Annotated in this window: 13 protein-coding genes; 10 read left to right on the forward strand and 3 right to left on the reverse strand. The window is 58.8% G+C overall.

What is annotated here, in order from left to right:
• Positions 1 to 300 precede the first annotated feature (300 nt).
• The 6 genes from ACURWW_RS10285 to ACURWW_RS10310 all read left to right on the forward strand — a co-directional run bounded on the left by ACURWW_RS10285 (position 301) and on the right by ACURWW_RS10310 (position 12,234).
• Positions 301 to 3,075 carry a carboxypeptidase regulatory-like domain-containing protein gene (locus tag ACURWW_RS10285; protein WP_445618284.1) on the forward strand — a complete coding sequence of 925 codons (2,775 nt, stop codon included), beginning with the start codon at positions 301 to 303 and terminating at the stop codon, positions 3,073 to 3,075.
• Positions 3,065 to 6,742, forward strand: coding sequence for a COG1470 family protein (locus tag ACURWW_RS10290; RefSeq protein WP_445618275.1), 3,678 nt, complete (start codon positions 3,065 to 3,067; stop codon positions 6,740 to 6,742). Before ACURWW_RS10285 ends, ACURWW_RS10290 begins: the two co-directional genes overlap by 11 nt.
• Complete coding sequence (locus ACURWW_RS10295) at positions 6,666 to 9,959, forward strand: transglutaminase-like domain-containing protein (protein ID WP_445618274.1); 3,294 nt, start codon at positions 6,666 to 6,668, stop codon at positions 9,957 to 9,959. The genes ACURWW_RS10290 and ACURWW_RS10295 overlap by 77 nt, the downstream gene beginning before the upstream one ends.
• A gap of 835 nt (positions 9,960 to 10,794) precedes the next feature.
• On the forward strand, positions 10,795 to 11,199 hold the full coding sequence (locus ACURWW_RS10300) for a hypothetical protein (protein ID WP_445618273.1): 405 nt from the start codon (positions 10,795 to 10,797) through the stop codon (positions 11,197 to 11,199).
• A 344-nt stretch (positions 11,200 to 11,543) separates the two neighbouring features.
• On the forward strand, positions 11,544 to 11,816 hold the full coding sequence (locus ACURWW_RS10305; protein WP_445618272.1) for a hypothetical protein: 273 nt from the start codon (positions 11,544 to 11,546) through the stop codon (positions 11,814 to 11,816).
• A 28-nt stretch (positions 11,817 to 11,844) separates the two neighbouring features.
• Positions 11,845 to 12,234, forward strand: coding sequence for a hypothetical protein (locus ACURWW_RS10310; protein WP_445618271.1), 390 nt, complete (start codon positions 11,845 to 11,847; stop codon positions 12,232 to 12,234).
• 37 nt (positions 12,235 to 12,271) lie between these two features.
• Here ACURWW_RS10310 and ACURWW_RS10315 read toward each other — a convergent pair whose 3' ends face one another.
• Positions 12,272 to 13,186: a LysR family transcriptional regulator gene (locus ACURWW_RS10315; protein WP_445618270.1), complete on the reverse strand. Its 915-nt coding sequence runs from the start codon at positions 13,184 to 13,186 to the stop codon at positions 12,272 to 12,274.
• Between the two features lie 159 nt (positions 13,187 to 13,345).
• On the opposite strand from ACURWW_RS10315, the gene ACURWW_RS10320 reads away from it, so the two are divergent.
• The 3 genes from ACURWW_RS10320 (at position 13,346) to ACURWW_RS10330 (ending at position 15,284) form a co-directional block, all read left to right on the forward strand.
• Positions 13,346 to 14,170 (forward strand): alpha/beta fold hydrolase, encoded by an 825-nt coding sequence (locus tag ACURWW_RS10320; protein ID WP_445618269.1) that lies wholly within the window; start codon positions 13,346 to 13,348, stop codon positions 14,168 to 14,170.
• A gap of 141 nt (positions 14,171 to 14,311) precedes the next feature.
• Positions 14,312 to 14,731: a helix-turn-helix domain-containing protein gene (locus ACURWW_RS10325; RefSeq protein WP_445618268.1), complete on the forward strand. Its 420-nt coding sequence runs from the start codon at positions 14,312 to 14,314 to the stop codon at positions 14,729 to 14,731.
• Between the two features lie 109 nt (positions 14,732 to 14,840).
• On the forward strand, positions 14,841 to 15,284 hold the full coding sequence (locus ACURWW_RS10330; RefSeq protein ID WP_445618267.1) for a DUF6932 family protein: 444 nt from the start codon (positions 14,841 to 14,843) through the stop codon (positions 15,282 to 15,284).
• On the opposite strand, the gene ACURWW_RS10335 is transcribed toward ACURWW_RS10330, so the two are convergent.
• A complete protein-coding gene (locus ACURWW_RS10335; protein WP_445618266.1) occupies positions 15,281 to 15,730 on the reverse strand; it encodes a MarR family winged helix-turn-helix transcriptional regulator in 450 nt (149 codons plus the stop codon). The genes ACURWW_RS10330 and ACURWW_RS10335 overlap by 4 nt on opposite strands.
• Positions 15,731 to 16,050: 320 nt before the next feature.
• Between ACURWW_RS10335 and ACURWW_RS10340 the strand changes: the two genes are divergently transcribed.
• The gene (locus ACURWW_RS10340; protein WP_458618485.1) at positions 16,051 to 16,647 is read left to right on the forward strand and encodes a hypothetical protein; all 597 of its coding nucleotides are present in this window, start codon (positions 16,051 to 16,053) and stop codon (positions 16,645 to 16,647) included.
• 145 nt (positions 16,648 to 16,792) lie between these two features.
• Here ACURWW_RS10340 and ACURWW_RS10345 read toward each other — a convergent pair.
• Positions 16,793 to 17,053 (reverse strand): transposase (locus ACURWW_RS10345; RefSeq protein ID WP_458618486.1); only part of this gene is annotated, 261 nt, incomplete at its 5' end.

Genomic DNA, 17,053 nt, shown 5'->3' on the forward strand with positions numbered 1-17,053 from the left:
TTTAGTTGTGGCCAGACAAGAAAGCGGCAGCCCCCGGCGGATTGATCGCAGTGGTTTGCCACTCTGTTTGCGCGCCAGCTTCCATTCCACTCAGAGGATAGTATTAGACGTCAAGTCAGGTTGCCCAGTGGTTCACATTGACTGGCGCTGAAAGCATTATAACGTCGCACCATTCCGCGTTGCTGCAAGCTCATCTGTAAAGTTCTGTGCTCTAATCCGCGCCATCCTCAGCGAGAAAGAGCCGCCACTCGCCGTGGTGAAGTGGAAATTCCAAACAGGACAAAAGGGAGCTTTGCAGTGATGCCAACGCGTTTCACTCCAGCCTTGTGGCTGTTGATTCTTACGTGCGCATGTTTTTCCAGCTTTTCGGTCGCGCATGAAGGAATAGTTCATAGCTCATCGGAAGGTGATCGCTCCGAAGAGGGCCTCCATTGGCTGGACGTACAGCAGGGCTCCGACGGGGCCATTACCGCACCCGCGGACGTGGCGACGGATTTTCAGGCCACCGCGGAAGCGGCCCATGCCTTCGGTTTGTTCGATTACGGCGCGGCGGACCTGAACTCCGCGCTGGCCTACCTTGCCGCTGCGCCCGAACCCCTCAACACGGAATACCTCTCCCGCCTGGCCACATTGCAGACCCTGGCCGGGCAGAATGCCCAGCCGGCCGTCAGCCAGTTGCTGGCGCGACAGAATGCCAACGGCGGGTTCGGCCACCAGCAGGGCTTTGACAGCACGCCCATGGATACGGCCTACGCACTGAACGCACTGGTTGCAAGCGGCGGCGCCGGCGCCAGCGTGGTGGGCCCCGCGCTCAGCTACCTCGCGGGGGAGCAGAACGGGAACGGCGGTTACTCCGTGAGTTACGACGGACCGTCCTCGGTCGCGGTAACCTCACTGGTGGTGATCGCGCTGAAGCATCACCTGTTCAGCTACAACATCTCCGGGTCCCTCAACGGGGCCATCGACTATCTGTACAGCCAGCAACAGGCGGACGGCGCCTGGGGTGACAACTGGGAAACGGCATTGGCCCTGCGCGCGTTGGTTCCCGTCACTACGGACGTAAGCCGTTACGAAGATTCAGCCGCGCTGCTGGCCGCTGCCCAGTCCATTGAAGGCGACTGGGATGAAAGCCCCTACGCGACCGCCATGGCTTTGGCTGCCGTGCACTTGCTGCGCACGGTCACTGTGCCGGCGGACCCGAGCAAGGCTTCCATCACGGGCAAATTGGTGAGCGCAGACAGCGGTGCGGCCATCAGCGGTGCAAGCATCGAAGTGTCCGGCAGCTCCGTCAGCCCGGACATCGGCGACAACGGCGCCTTTACCATCGCCAATCTTGAGCCGGGCGCCTACCAGCTTACCTACAGCGCCCCCGGTTATCTGAGCGCCGTGCAAAGCCTTACGGTGAGCCAGGGGCAACTGGCCAACGTGGGCACCATCCGCCTGAACGTTTCTCCCACAACGGCACAGTTGAGCGGCCAGGTGCGGGATGCATCCACGGGTGCGCCGATCGCCGGAGCGCAGATTGAAATCGACCTGGGAGACGCGAGCCTGACCACCTCCAGTGATGTGGAAGGTAATTACCAGCAAACCGTTCCCCCGGGTGCGGCGACTCTGACGGTGACCAGTGCGGGTTACTTCCCGGCCAGCGTTCAGACCGAACTGCGCGCGGGCACCCACAGCGTGTTCTCACCTTCCCTTACGCCGGTTTCCGAGGGTGAGCCGGTGGCGTCCACCGTGCTCGGCACCGTTGTGGATGCGGATACGGGCGCGCTGCTGGAAGGGGTTCTTGTTGCAACGCCCGACGCAAGCGCCACGACCGACTCCAGCGGAGGCTTTGTTATCGAGGGCCTCGCCGCGGGTGAGTTGACCCTGTTGTTCACCAAAGGTGGCTACGAGGGTGTGCAGGCTTCCATTGTGGTCCCGGAACGGGCCACGGCGGACCTGGGGCAAATCGCACTGGCCGCCCAGGTGGAGCAGGATTCCACCACCGTGAGCGGCCAGATTACCGACATGGGGTCCGGCCAGCCCGTGGCCAACGCCTCGGTGGTGATCGGCCCCAACAGCGCCCGAACCGATGCCAATGGCTTTTACGAAATCAGCGGCATCAATTTGCTGGAGTTCGAGATTTCGGTGAACGCCACCGGCTACGTGTTCAGCCGCAAGCTCATTACCCTGACCGAGCACACCCGCATAACCGCAGACATTGTTCTGCGCCGTGCGGACATGGGCGGCATCGCCGTCAAGCAGGTAGTGACGGACAAGAATGGCTACGGCGCCTACGAGCCGGTTCAGATCGCGGCGACCCTGCGCAACGAAACGGCCATTGAGCAGCGCGCCCGCCTGTACGTGAATGTGACCGACAGCAGCGGTGCGCTGATCACTTCCTTCCCGGCAGTGGAACTGCCGATCATCGACGACCAGTCCAGCGAGGAAGAGATCGCCCACTTCGAGGAGCATCTTGCGGAGTCCGTTGAAGTGCTGCTTCCCCACGAAGAGCGAACCGTGGCTCTGGAGCGCTGGTGGAACGTGGGCCGCACGCCACCGGGGGATTACCAGGTCACCGTGCAGGCCCTGGATGCGGCGACCAGCCAGATCATGTCCGAGCTGAGCGGCGAAGCGCAAATCGTTGCCACTGAGGACATAGCTTCGCTGAACCTGCGAACCTCGCCCGAGTATGCCCTGCTCGATTCCAGCGCGGAGGTGGAGATCACCGCGAGCCTGTTCAACCGCTCCAACGTGCCGGTCAACACCGAGCTGCGCTACCGCTTGCTGACCCCATCCGGCGTGGTGATCACGGAAGGTACGGCCAACATTGAGCTGGCCCCCGACACGGTGAACCACAGCCAGGTCTTGGAGACCGTCAATCAGGACTTCACGGAAAGCGGCCGCTACACCCTGCAGGCGGAGGTTGTGTCCGGCGTGGTGCCGGGGCTGATCAAGGCCGGGGAGGTTTTCGTACCGCCGTCGACGCGACTGGATGTACAGCAATCGCTCGCACCTTACGAGGTGGCACCGCTCGAAGGCGTGGAAGTTCAAATCAACATCGAAGTGAAAGGAGTCGACAGTGAAGAATAAGGAACATTGGCTCATCAAACGCTGCCTTTACCCCTCGCTGGTCGTCCTTCTTTTTGCCTGGGCCAGCGCGGCGGGCGCCAGCCACTTCCGGTTCGGGCACTTCACTTACGAGGCGCGGCCGGATATTTCCCCGTCCACGGCGGATTTCAATTTGACCGTGGCCTTTCGCAGCAGTGCCTTCAGTCACCCGGACATCGGCCAGACCTTTCGGCCCGGCGTGTTCCGCTTTGGTGACGGGCGCAGTGCAAACTTCAATTTTGAAGTGATCGCCCGCAACCGGCAGGAGGACTGGATCGTCGGGAGAGCGGTTCAGCCGGGCAATGAATCCGGGATTGTCCGCCACACCTATCCCTCTCCAACCAATAACGGCAATCCTTGGATGGCTTCGTTCGACGGCTGCTGCCGCATCGGCAGCCTGCGCAACGCACGCAATGCCAATTGGCGAGTCCGCACTTTTGTAAACCTGGCGGACGGCAACCGCTCGCCCGTGAGCAACCTGCCGCCCATCGTTACCTGTTCCAAATACGACTGCCAGTTTCTGATCCCTGCCGTTGATCGGGATGGAGATACGCTGCGCTGGCGCATGGCGACCCGGGCGGAGAGCAGCATCTCCTCCATTCCCGCGGGCATGGCGGTGGACCCGGAAACAGGCATCTTCACCTGGGACGGCAGCGACTCGTTCAGCAATGGTCTGTACGCGGTGCAGGTGGTCATCGGGGACTGGAGCGAGGAGCAACACAAAAGCAGTGTGGCAATCGACTTTATTCTGAACTTGCAGGAAGAGGGCGCAAACGCCCGTCCGGCATTCGACACGCCGCCCACACCGGAAGCCGGCTCGCGCATCTTCGCGGTGGTGGGGCAAACTCTGACCCAGGTAGTACAGGCCACGGACCCGGACCTGGAAGATGAAGTATTCCTCAACCATGTGGGCCTCCCGGTCGGAGCCACATTCGAGCAGACCGTCACCGGCGGCCCGGTGGGTGAAGCCATTCTGGAATGGACGCCGGGCGCGGAAGACATGGGCGAGCACATTGTCACCTTCCTGGCCAACGACAACCGCGGCGGCGCCGCATCGCCAGTGGCCGTAACCATTGAGGTGATCGAGCCGGCGATTTCCAACGTACGCATCATCGACACCATTGCCACAGGCAACAACACCATCGATTTATCGGCCTTTTCACTGCCACCCCAGAGCGTGGACGTGGAAGGGGATGAAACCGTGGTCACCTGGCACTTCCCCACCTTCAGTGTGGGGCAACTGGAAACCCTCAGCTCCGACCTGGCTCTGTTCAACGTGAGCGCCGGGGAGCAGCGCCTGGTCAGCCATCAGGTGGATGTGTACTACAACGATGTGAACGGCGATGAGGTACACCAGACACTGCCGGAGCTGGTGGTAAAAATCGCTCCCACTCTGACCGCAGTCGAGATCGTGACGGACAAGACCGTGTACGGCCCCAACGAGCAGGCGGTGCTCAGCTCCGTGGTGAACAACCTCAGCGAAGTGCCTGCGGATGCGCTGGTGTCCATTACCGTGCGGGACAACCAGCAAGCGGTGGTTACCGACTACGGTACGCTCAGTGTGGCGGATATTCCGGCCCAGGCCAGCACCTTGCTGGACGACCTCACCTTCGACACGGCCGGCGTTCACGTGGGCATGTACGAAGCGGTTGCGGCCATTGTCGACAGCTCAGGCCGCGTTCTGCGTCAGGACAGCGCGCCTTTCTCCATCGTCACCCAGAACGGAACCGCGGTGAACCTGGGTTCCAGCGTGTACACGGACAAGCCCGTTTACCAGTCCTGGGATCAGGTGATCATCGACGCCCGCGCTCACAACCTTGCGGAGAACAGCAGCTTCGCGGGTGGCCAGGGGGAACTGGTGGTGACCGACCCCACAGGCGCGGTAATTCAGCAGAGCAGCTTGCCCGTGAACAGCCTTGCCCCCGGCGCAATTGCCACCCGGCAGGTACAACTGGCACTGGCGGACAGCCCCGCGGGTGATTATCAGGTGATCTGGACCATCCGCTCCGAAGGGCAGTCACTCACTGCCAGCCAGGCCACCTTCCAGGTGGTTCGCTCGGAACTGCAGGCCTTGCTGGGCGAGGTGGAGGTGAGCCACTACGATGTGGGGCGCCCCCGTGAACCGCGCAGTTGTGAGTTCGCGACCCTCAACCGCAGTAACGCTGCAACGGTGAACGCAGACCTCACTTACCAGATTCTCAAACTTTCCGACGGGGAACTGGTGAAGGAAATTCTGCAGGAAGATGTGGCGGTCAGCAACAGTGCCGAACACACGCTGCAGGTTCTGCTGGGCGACGACCTGCCCGAATACGGCGGCTACGCGTGCGTACTCTCAGCACGCATTGACGGAGAGATGCAGGAACTCGCCGCAAAAGGCTTTTATCTGCATCCCCCGAGCATCACCCAGCATCTGCAACTAGCCAGTCGTGGCCGTCTGCTGGTGCTGGTGGACAGCCCCGACCACGATGCGCCGCACTTCATCTCCCGGCCGGATGAACAGCTCGCCTATCTGAACCAGTTACTCACGGAGAATGGCTGGGACTACACCCTCGTCGACAACGCCGGGGACTTCACGACGGAGTTCAATTCGGGAATCTACAGCGCGATCGCCCTGTTCTCGGAAAAGGTGCAACTGTCTCCGCAAACCGAGCAACTGCTGGTGGAAGCGCACAACAGCGGCGTGGGGTTGCTGATCGGCGGCGCCTGGAACCGGCGCAACAATCAGGTGGAGCGGGGCATCGGCATCGAGCTCACCGGCCGCAACATGGCAGCCGGATCGATTGTTCTGAACGAGGACGCCTTCGAGAACCCGCAGTACCTGGACGGTATGGTCAACCAGGGTCTGGCTCTCGCACATTGCGGAGCTGCCACCTGGGCGCGTTTTTCGGAGGGGCGATCCGCCCAATCCGATTGCGCGACCGGTAACGGCCGGGCGGCGGTGACGGCCGGCCACTACGGCACCGGCGACAACGCCTACTTTGCCTACGGCATCCTCGATCTGGCGACCGTGGCTCAGGGGATCCACGAGGCGCTGTTGCTCCATGCCTTGGATCACATTCAGCCCGACCAGTGGAGCACTCATTTCGGTCGCTCGGTGCCGGTCCTTCTCACCCTGGAAAACGAAAGCCGGGTGGCGAGCATCAATGCGCGTTTTACCGTCTCCTCCGGCGGGACCATCACCGGCAGCCGCTATCCCCTGCAAGTGAACGAGGACCGAAACAGCGCGCTGTGGCAGTGGGACTTCCCTGCGCCCGGCTCCACCTTCAACCTGCTGTATCTGGAGATGCCCGCTTCAGTGCAGGCGGTGACCCTGGACGTGGACATCGATGCGGGCCTGCGGCGCAGCCTGATGATCGACCACGCGGACTTGCAACTGGACGTCCAGCGCCCTTATGGGGAGCCGGTGGAGAACGTTGCCCGCGCGCTCCTGCAGGACCTTGTCGCAGATGGCTCCGGCAGCGCCAAGTACAAGTTCGCGGCGAAGAAGCTGGACTCGGGAATCGCCTACATGGCTGACCAGCGCTTTGACAAAGCGATCAAGCCCTTGCTGCAGGCGGCCCAGGAGCTGGAGGGTGACGAAGACCCCCGTTCCGCAGAAGCGCGTATTGCCATTGACGAGCTTCTCTACCAGGTTCAGCGCCACCTTTGATGATCCGGCCGCGAGGCCTGTTGGGGTGAAGCCCGGTCGCTTCGATGGGAAGCGACCACCCTCCGGGCAAATTCACCTTGGGAAAACGATTGGAAAAACCAGGAAGACATTGGATATGAGCAATCAACAGCAGCAGGGACAGTCCGTTCTGGAAGCAATCCGCACACCCCGTCGAAGCCTGAGGGTTTTCGCGGGGGCCATCTGCGTATTGATGGTGAACGCGCTCATGGCTCCCCAGATCTTCGCCATTGGCGAGGAACTGGAACGGGAGCGTCAGGCCAATGCCATCGTTCTGCGCGGTACCAACGAGCAGAAACTCAACCAGGGGCTGCTGAAAGTGCAGGAGATTGCCGCGCGCAAGCAGGCTCGTCTGGCGGAACGGGTACAGAACGAAAGCGGCATGCTGGACTCGGTGCTCAGTTTTGTTGGCCTCAGTCAGTTGACCCTGGAGGATGTAGCGCAAATTCGTGAACTGGCGGACCTGCTGGAAGATGAACACCGCCAGGCCGTGCTCAATTTCGGGGAGGTCCGCGAATCACTGGAAGACAAAGGCGTAGCGCCGGTCATCCTGCAGCGCCACGACGCGATGGTGGAGCAGTACATCAATCGTTACGCGGATATGACCGCCCACCTGCAAAACCTGCTGAATGCGGGCAGTTTGCTGGAGCAGCAGACGGCGGCAGAGGCCCTGCACGGCTTCATGAAGGATCAGAAGCTGAAGAAGCGGCATCAGTTCACTGACCCCGACAACCTGCCCTGGGGGACGCCCGACCCGAAGAAAACCCGCAAGCCGGCCGAAACCGCCGAAGAGCTGCAACAAGTGACCGGCATCTCGCCGCTGCCCCAGGGCATTCAACTGGCCACCAATGTCATCACCCCGGACATGCTCGGCAACCCGGGCGGCCCCGTGGCTGAAGATCTGGAAGAAACGCCCGACGTCAAACTGACCGATGCGATCAGGGCAAAGGCAGAGGAGCTGAACCACGACCCGGTGGAGATCTACAACTGGGTTCGCAACACCATCGAGTTTATCCCCAGCTACGGTTCCATTCAGGGTGCCGACTACACGCTGCAAACCGGCAAGGGCAACGCCTTCGATACCGCCAGCCTGCTCATCGCCCTGTACCGCGCCTCCAACATCCCGGCCCGCTATGCCTACGGCACCGTCGATGTACCGGCTGACCAGGCCATGAACTGGGTCGGCGGCGTTGAAGTCCCCGAAGCCGCGCAGCAGCTTCTGGGCCAGGGCGGCATCCCCAACGTGGCCATGGTCAGTGGAGGGAAAATCAGCCACATCCGCATGGAGCACGTCTGGGTCGAAGCCTGGATCGACTACCTGCCCAGCCGCGGCGCCAAACACCAGGTGGGGGATAGCTGGATTCCGCTGGATGCGAGTTTTAAGCAGTATGAGTATATCGAAAAGCAAGACCTCGATAGTGTTGCACCTTTTGATGCCCAAGGGTTGGTCGCGGACGTCCAAAACGTTACAGAGATCAATGTCGAAGAAGGATGGCTGCACGGAAGCGGTGAGTCGCAAGTTAATGCGGCCTTCGACGAGTATCGTCAACAAATCGAAGACTATCTTAACTCGCAATCCAGGGAAACAACGATTAACGATATCGTGGGATCTGAGAAAATAATAATAAAAGAGATAGTTCAACTTGCGGCTGGTCTTCCCTATGGCTTTGTCGCACAAACGTCGAGCTTCAGTGAGATTCCTAATCAGGTTCGACACAAGTTTCGATACACGCTGGGCAGCGAGCACTATGGAACAGAGAGTGCTCGCCTGATGACGTTCGAACGATCACTGCCAGAGCTGGTTAACAGCAAGCTGGCGATTTCATTCAAACCTGCAACGGCTGCTGACGCGGACCTCATTGCAAGCTACACGCCAATGGAAAACGATTCTCTTGATGATTTGCCAGAAACGTTGCCTGGCTATCTGATCAATCTGGTTGTCGAGCTCACAGATGACGGCGAGGTGCTGCAATCTGCTGAAGCGGGGACTATGGGGAGCGAGTTATTTGAGACGCTGGCGCTCTGGTCACCGAGCCAAGGATGGGAGCAAGCTGTAAACCACCCTGTGGCGGGCGAGTTCAGAACTATAGGGCTGGGCTACCAAGGTGTCAGCAAACAACGGTTTGAAAAGGGCAAACTTGGCTTGGTGGAGCTATTGGAGACACTCCAAAGCGCCGACGGAGCGGTCATATCAACTCTGACAAAACACGAGACTACAGGGAGCATTCTATTCGCAGTAATCGAGGCCTATCTCGCTCAAAATACTGTTCAGGACGAAAAGCAATCTCGAGCTGCTAATGTGATCAGTTATCGTCTTCCGAGCTACGGAATCTACTCAACTGCGCTTCAAACGAGCTACTGGTTCGGAATTCCCAGAGACGTTACTTCGGTTGGAATGGCGATGGACGTAGACCACTTGGCATCACAGGCCGTTTCAAAGGAGAACAGCGACAAACAAGCACGAGACTTTCTCCAGCTTTCTGGAATTCGGGCAAGCGCGATGGAGCATGCGGTCCCTGAGCAGATGCTCCATACGGATTCGACTCCGACTCAGGGCATCAGCGCGGTTAAAGCGCTGGCTCTCGCTGGATCTAGCGGACAGCGAATTTGGGAAATAACGGCTGATAATCTGGAGACCGCGCTGTCCAGCATCGACCTCGATCCCGACATAGAGAACGAAATACGGAATGCAGTTCTTGTGGGAAAGATTGCGACGGCACACGAGCGACCTGTTGTATATGCAAATGGAAACCGCGTGGGCTATCTGATCATTGATCCGGTTACCGGGGCGGGAGCTTATAAGATCGCTGGCGGAGGAAACGGTTCGGCCGTGGTTTCGGCAATCCAAGCCCTCCTGAACGTCCTGGGTATAGGTCTTGACGTCGGTGACCTCTTGAATGGGCTGGGAGGAGGCCCGTTCGGAGCTTTTCTCGAAGCTGTGAAAGGCGTAGTCGCGGTTCTTACGCTTGTAGTCGGAATCGTCGATATTGCTGGCAACCCCAATTGTTCCATCTGGGGCGCCCGATACCTTATCATTGTCAATACGTTTGCGACTATGGCCATGCTCGGCCTGGGGGCAGCGTTGGTAGCTTTAGGTATAGGGTTGATTATTGGGTTCGTGTTCATGCTAGTCATTGGCTTCTTGATGAGTATGATCTTAAATCAGTTGGAAAATCTTACCTGTAGGCCAGAGAACTAATATGGAGGCAGTGTTCCGTGTCGGAGTCTTGCTCATTTATTTCCTGTTCATTGCAGGTGTGAGCCTCATGTTATACGAGCGTGTGGGTATAGGGGCCGTTGTGCTGTTCAATATGATCGGTCATGGTGCTCTATGCGGGTTCATCGCAGGACGGAACAGCCTGAGCGCAGCTGTATGGTTTTTGATCGGTACCGTGACCGGAGTGCTTGGACTTGGAGCTTTAGTCGCTCTTATCAGCAGGCGTTCCTAGTAGTGTCGGTCGGAACGCAGAACACCTCGAGGGTTAGGGAGTTCAGGTGGACTACAGCATCGAAAAATGTGATAGCGCCAGTTTTGAGGTTATAAGAGGTGGGAAGCTCTTCTGGAGTGTCACCTTTACTCACCCCCTTACCCAAGAGTATGGATTTCGCGCGTCAGACGGTGTTAGTCAATACCGCTTGGTGAAATCAGGGTTTTTCTTTTGGAAAACATTAATACTCTTCAAGGACGGAAGGGTAGTTGGCCGTTTCAAGAGGAATAAGTGCCTCGACCCAAACCCTCACGTATGGCTGGACAGTCGGAAGTTCGTGTACGAAGGAACGTCATACGTCTGCAGCCTGGATTCGGGGCGGAGCGGTTATTTGCTGTCATGGGCCCTGGAGCGGAAAGAGCTTGAAATGCTGGTGGTGGTGTTGGCGTTGATATGCCTGCAGGGGCGAGTACGGATCTGGACTTCGTCTATTCCTTGATGATTAGCATTTGCCCGATCTACGATACGTTCGAACTTGGAACCTGAAAAGGCGCACAATTCGGTTTTCATCCGGCTATCCTGTCGCTTTAGGGCGCCCGGAGACCCATGGAGGCTGTGATTTTTATTGCAGGTTTGGCACTGTTCGGGCTGGCGTTCGTGGTGATTTATGGGTGGTACTTGACCTGGCCGGTGGTCAGCGCTCGGGTGGTGCGCGTACACCAAGGAGTGTCCGACATCAGCCAAATCAGGGGGCCAAGGGCGTATCGCTTGGTAGTTTACGAGTATCGTTTTGACGGCAAGGAATATACTTCCAACCGTCAGGGTTTCTTCGTCAAAGCAGAGCTGGGCCCGCGAAAGCTCAAAGGCGATGACCTTCGGGTGAGTGTTTGCAAGGCATTTCCTTCGCTGAGCAGTCCGCGACGCCCGTTTTTTGAAGGGCTTATTCTGCTCGGGATCTTGCTCCTTTTTTCCGTCGTTGCCGGCCTTTTCCTTCTGCGTCAGATCTCGTAGGTCAGGGCGTAGCCGGGTGGCCTGAGCTTTGATGGAACGGGCATTTCATGTCACTACTTCCATGGTTTCGAACTTCTCGTGCGGGCGATTGGTATGAACGGTCTGCTTCGATGGGTAACTTTCACAATCGTATTTGTGATCCAGGCCGGTTCGTTCCTGGAACACGCGTGGCTGACCTGGATTGCCGGTGCATTCTTCTGCCTATTTCTAACTGTCCCACAGAATCACTTGGCAAATGGCGGGCGCATCAAGTACGGCACTCTCTACGTGAGTGGTCTCTTGGTGTTTCTGCTTGCATCCTACTTTGATATGAAGCGGCTAGCCTGAGGAGGGTTGAGGTGGATGTGCGAGGTGAACTGGTTTCCGGGCTTTTCCTCTCGCATTTGACGGCGGTGGCGTTCTACTGGGGCGTCGCAAAGGTCAGCTGCCGTGGCGAGAAGACACTTCGTTACCTGGGCTTCGGGTTGCTGATGGGATTCAGTTCCTTCTTTATTATTGTCCTGTTATCCACGCGCTTTATGATAGGCCCGCTTCTCCAGGTGCTGATTACGGCCGGTTATTGCGCGGTATTTATCAATTCGCCACTGCTGCAGCGGTTTCTGACGGGCGAGCGATAAAGTCTACCCAAGGTGCATCGATCCGACTATGTACGAAGTATTGGTGGTGATTACCGGTCTATTAGGGATAGCTTATGCTATTTACTATGTTTGGCACCTGTTCTGGCCCACTGTGGAGGGCAAGGTCATAGGTGCTCGAATTCAAGAATTTCCGAGCATTGCCTCAAGTCGAAGGAAGTTCAAGGTTGTGGATTATGAGTTCGAGTACGGGAACAATAAACACGTTTTGGATAGACAGGGACTGTTCTTTCGCTTGGGGTTCGCTCCGAATGTGCGAGTAGGAGATGTGGTTATGATGAGAGTGAACCCGATTTCCGTCGGGCTTAGCTGTCCCGACCGCAGATGGTTTTATCTGCTGGTACTTCTCGGCTTTCAACTGCTCTTCGCCGTTCTGATTTATATCTTTTTGACTGCATGAAACTTGCCGATGGAGCAGCCCGCGGGTTCCGGCTGTATCAGGCTGCCTGTACTGCCTTGCGCAGTTCTGTTGAGTGTTCGTCGAGGTAGCGCCACAGGCGTTCCGCGACTGGACCGTGGGGTCGGTCGCGGCGGCGGGCGGCGACCAGTTCTTCCACTGTGCCGGGCAGGTGGCGGCCTTCGATGGAGATCAACTGCCCGCGGCGCAACTCGTCTTCAATCAGGAAGAGCGGCATGTGACCCCAGGCCATGCCGTGCAGGATGATGTCTTTCTTGATCAGTTGGTCGGGGACAGTACATTGGTGCGCGCCCTCAATGATGAAGTAATCCACCGGGTCCGACTGGCGGGCTGAGTCGCGAATGACGCACTGGGTAAAGTCGCGCATCTGTTCGGGCGTTATGGCGGGGCCGACCGGGAAGGGCAGAAAATCGGGGGCCACGACCGGTAGAAAGGGCACCGAGCCGAGATCCATCCATTCGATTCGCGGGTCGCTCTTGTCCACTCGGTGCAGAATCAGATCAGCTTCATCCGCGAACAACCGCTCCCAAGGGCCGCGCACGGATTCACAATGCAGGTTAATGCGTGTAGAAGTGCTCTGCGCAAAGAACCTTCCGAGCAGGGTCAATGCTTCCGGCCGCGGACACAAGTCGCCGATCACTACTCCCAATTCACTCTCCTCGCCGATGGCGAGTTGGGCGGCGTGCAGTCGCAGCCGCTCCATTTCCTGCAGCAGGTTCCGGGCATGGCGGTGGAAGGCCCGGCCAACTCCGGTTGGCTGGACCCGGTAACCGCTGCGATCCAGCAGGGTGAGGCCCAACTGCCGCTCCAGCTTGCCGACGGCCGCGAAAACGGCGGGGTGGGAACGGTGCAGGCTGTCAGCGGCAGCCTGAAAACCGCCGCAACGCACCACCGCGTCAAAACATTGGAGCTCGTGCAGGGTGAATGGTGTCATGTTGCTCCCCAAATGTTTGGGAAAATTACATAGTTTAGTCAAACTTTATAATATCGCCTTTCATTGTTCGCCCCTAGTATCACGGCCGTCCCCCGGGAGCTGCGGGAAGATCCTGCTGCCCCCGGCGGTGTGTTCTATGAAACTGACGGAGTGATGACAATGATTGATCGAAACCTGCTGACCCTGGGGGATGGCTGCCGAATCGCTTATCGCTGGGATGGGCCTGCGGATAAGCCTGTCCTGGTGCTTTCAAACTCCATTGCCACGACACTTGAGATGTGGGATGGAGTGGTGGAGGTGCTCTCTGGGGATTTTCGTATTCTTCGCTACGATACCCGCGGCCATGGCGGATCCGCCGCTACGCCGGGCGCCTATTCCTTTGACCGGCTTGGGCGGGACGTGCTGGAAATGCTCGACCTGTTAGGCCTTTCCCGTGTTCATTTCTGCGGTCTGTCACTGGGCGGCTTCATCGGCCAGTGGTTGGGCGTCCATGCGCCGGAGCGGATCGACCATCTGATCCTGTGTAATACATCCCCCTACCTGGGGCCGGCCGATCAATGGGACCGGCAAATCGAAGCCGTGCATAAAGCACCGGATTTGTCGGAGTTCGCGGGAATGTTTCTCGGGAACTGGTTTCCTCCTGGGATGCGAGAGCGGGAAACAGAGTTGATGAATGAGTTTCGGCGAATGGTTCTGAGCACAGATCCTCTGGGGCTTGCGGGGTCATTCGCGGCCGTTCGCGACGCGGACCTGCGGCGAACGAATGCGCTGATTTCGTGCCCCACCCTGGTGATTGCGGGGCAGCACGACACAGTGACGCTCGCCAGCCATGGTACGCAGATCGCCGAGACGATCCCCGGCGCGGAACTGTGCGTCCTGGATGCCGTGCACCTGTCGAACATCGAATGCCCGGTTGAGTTTCACAATGCGGTGGCCAGCTTCCTGTCCGCGGCTTCGGCCCGGCGAAAGGCAAGCCGGGCCTGACCCGCGACGCCTGGTGCTCGCCCACAACCCGAAATGGTTCACATTTGAACTATGTTGAGAAAGGGGCTAAACTGCCCGCAGGTAGCTCAAATGCTGACTGGCCCCGGCAGCCGGGATCGAAGCCCAACGGCGGGAGGTGCAATGATCACCAGTACGCAGCAACGCAATGCGGTGGCGGAGCGGATTGATTCGCTCCGCACACAGTTGGATGCGCCGGCCAAGGCTGGCGTGCCGCCCCATATTCTGGAGATGGCACGGGCCCAGATTCACGATCATATCGCGGACCTGAGCGCCGAACTTGAGGAATACGACGCCGCCTGTCGGGCGGATCTGCACAACTACGTATTTCATACCTATGATGATTTCCTCAAATTCCCGATTGTGATCCGCCTGTCCAAACGCATGAGTCAGCAGGAGTTTGCGGACCAGGTGGGGATCAGTCTCAGCCAGCTCAAGCGTTACGAAGTGCACGCCTACCGCAATGCGCCAGCAAATGTGGTGAACCGGGTGTTGGAGCACTTCAGCTTGCAATATTCCGCGCGCATCTCCGAGGCGGGCTGATTCCGGCGGTCCCCTTTCCGGGACACTTCACAGAATTGCGGCTCAAACCTGCCCGCGTGCGCGGTTCTGTATAAAATCACAGGCCCACGAACAACAATAATGCGGGACCATGGACGAGCTGCTTTTTTCCCGATATGGCACGCTGCTGCCGCGCAATGAACCTTACGAACTGGATCTGAGCGAGATTCGCTACGCCTTCGGACGCGGCAATCACGCGCGCCGCAACGTTTTCGAGGGGCTGGCGGCGGGGGTGGACAATATGTTCGCCAGCGGCGTGAAACGGATCATTCTGGGCGGGAGTTTCATCTCCCGCAAACGGGAGCCCCGGGATGTGGATGTGGCCTGGTGGTACGATCCGGCCATCAACTGGTCGGTGCTGGACCCGGTCTTTCAGCTGCCGGAGCGCCGCGCGGCTCGCGCCAAATTCCTGATGGATCAGAAGATTGATGGGGTGCTGGAGGTGCCCTATGAACAAAGCCACGAATACTTCCTGCGCTGGAACACCCGGTTGCCCGAGGACCAGGAGGTGGGGATCGTGCGGGTGCGGGTTTAGCGTGAGCCGGAGGTGGGTTCACTCTGCTCCAGAGTCTGGTACAACTCCTCGCACAGCTCCCTGAGTTTCCGCGCTTTGTCCAGGTCTTTCAGATAGCGGCAGGCCATGGTCTCGGGGACTTGCTCCGCCCTGGCTTTCAGCTCCTTTCCTTCCTTGCTCAATACGATCTGCTTCTGCCGTTCGTCCTCTTTTGAATGCTCCCGCCGCAGCAGGCCCTTCGCTTCCAGACGCTTGAGGATGGGGGTGAGAGTGCCTGCGTCCAGGCGCGTGTGGCGGCTCAGATGGCGAATGCTGACCCCGTCCCGTTCCCAGAGGCTCATCATGACCAGGTACTGGGGGTAGGTGAGGCCCAGGGGCTCCAGTAGCGGTCGGTAAGCGCGCACTAGCGCGTTGGTGCTTGAATACAGGGCGTGACAGACCTGAAGGTCCAGATTCAGCAGTGACATGGTGTCGTTTTCCAGAAGCGATTTACATTATTTTGCGCGCAAATTGTTTGCGCTTGCAAGCTGGAGTGTTTAGAGTGTGCAAATAGTTTGTGCGCAAAATAAATTGGATTGCGCCGAATCTGGCCGGTTGGATCTGGCCGGTTAGAGGTGCATGTGTTGGGTTACGGCTGCGCCTAACCCAACCTACGAGGACCAGGTGGGATGGGGGTTGCCGAGCGAGATCAAGCATCTGCAGGTGGTGAGGCTTTGTGAGAGGCGCGGGGTGGACTTTGGAATCCGGCGATTTGGGACAGTGGACGAATAAACTGATTGGAAAACAAATGGAGCATTTTATGAGGATTGTGGGGCGAACATTTTTGGGCCTGGTGCTGCTGGTTGGCTTTGTTGTGCAGGGGTCGGCAGAGGAGGGCATCGATATTTCGGAAGAGAGCTTTACCTGCCTGGCGGAGATGACGCCGGTGCGGGGGTTCTTTGTGGACAACCTGTTGGGGGATGTTGAGGCGACTGTTGAGGTGGCTGAGTCGCCCACCGGGGGGCGCTATCCCGCCGGTTCGGTGGTGCAGTTGGTGCCCACGGAGGTGATGGTAAAGCAGCCCGAGGGCACCAGCCCCGCGACCGGTGATTGGGAGTTCTTCGAGCTGACGGTGTCGGCGGGAGGGAGCCAGATTGCCAAGCGGGGCTTTGAGGATGTGGTCAACCGGTTCGGCGGCAAGTGTCTGGACTGCCATGCCAAGGCGGAGCCACAGTGGGACATGGTGTGTGAAAAGGGCCACGGCTGCGACCCTTTGCCATTTACGCCCGCGATGGTTCGGGCCATTCAGAAAACCGACCCGCGATGTGCAGAGAAGCCTGCATTGTCCGATGTGGAAAAGCAGGCGCTGGCGGCGCTGCAGCGCAGCCTTGGGGCGGGGAATTGAACGGGATGTGCCGGGCCTGGTAGGAGCATCGGAGGTGGTTTTTGTTGGGTTACGCTTCGCTAACCCAACCTACATTCCTTGCAGAGATCAAGGTGCGCAGCGGAACAACCCGTAGATACCATCTGCCCTAACTTCCCGCAACGGGCTATGTTGCCCAATGCGGGTCGTATGCCGTTTGGTGTTTCAAGACACCAAAGGCGATCTGCACCAGTTTGCGCATGGCGGCACCAAGAGCGCTCATTTTAGCCTTTCCTCGTGCGAGCAAGCGTTCGTACTGCTGCTGGATGAGCGGGTTGCGGCGAATCGCGACGACGGCCCCCATGTACAGTTTGCTGCGTAGTCGACCGGCCCCCGCTTTGCTCAAGCGTGGCCGCTGATCGACCGATGTGCCTGACTGGACCATGAT

Source organism: Gilvimarinus sp. F26214L (assembly GCF_054401055.1).

Coding starts and splice junctions, on each gene's coding strand:
- ACURWW_RS10315 (WP_445618270.1), bottom strand. CDS start 13,186: ATGACACCATTCACCCTGCACGAGCTCCAATGTTTTGACGCGGTGGTG.
- ACURWW_RS10330 (WP_445618267.1), top strand. CDS start 14,841: ATGGACGAGCTGCTTTTTTCCCGATATGGCACGCTGCTGCCGCGCAAT.
- ACURWW_RS10340 (WP_458618485.1), top strand. CDS start 16,051: ATGGAGCATTTTATGAGGATTGTGGGGCGAACATTTTTGGGCCTGGTG.
- ACURWW_RS10300 (WP_445618273.1), top strand. CDS start 10,795: ATGGAGGCTGTGATTTTTATTGCAGGTTTGGCACTGTTCGGGCTGGCG.
- ACURWW_RS10335 (WP_445618266.1), bottom strand. CDS start 15,730: ATGTCACTGCTGAATCTGGACCTTCAGGTCTGTCACGCCCTGTATTCA.
- ACURWW_RS10325 (WP_445618268.1), top strand. CDS start 14,312: ATGATCACCAGTACGCAGCAACGCAATGCGGTGGCGGAGCGGATTGAT.
- ACURWW_RS10320 (WP_445618269.1), top strand. CDS start 13,346: ATGATTGATCGAAACCTGCTGACCCTGGGGGATGGCTGCCGAATCGCT.
- ACURWW_RS10285 (WP_445618284.1), top strand. CDS start 301: ATGCCAACGCGTTTCACTCCAGCCTTGTGGCTGTTGATTCTTACGTGC.
- ACURWW_RS10310 (WP_445618271.1), top strand. CDS start 11,845: ATGTACGAAGTATTGGTGGTGATTACCGGTCTATTAGGGATAGCTTAT.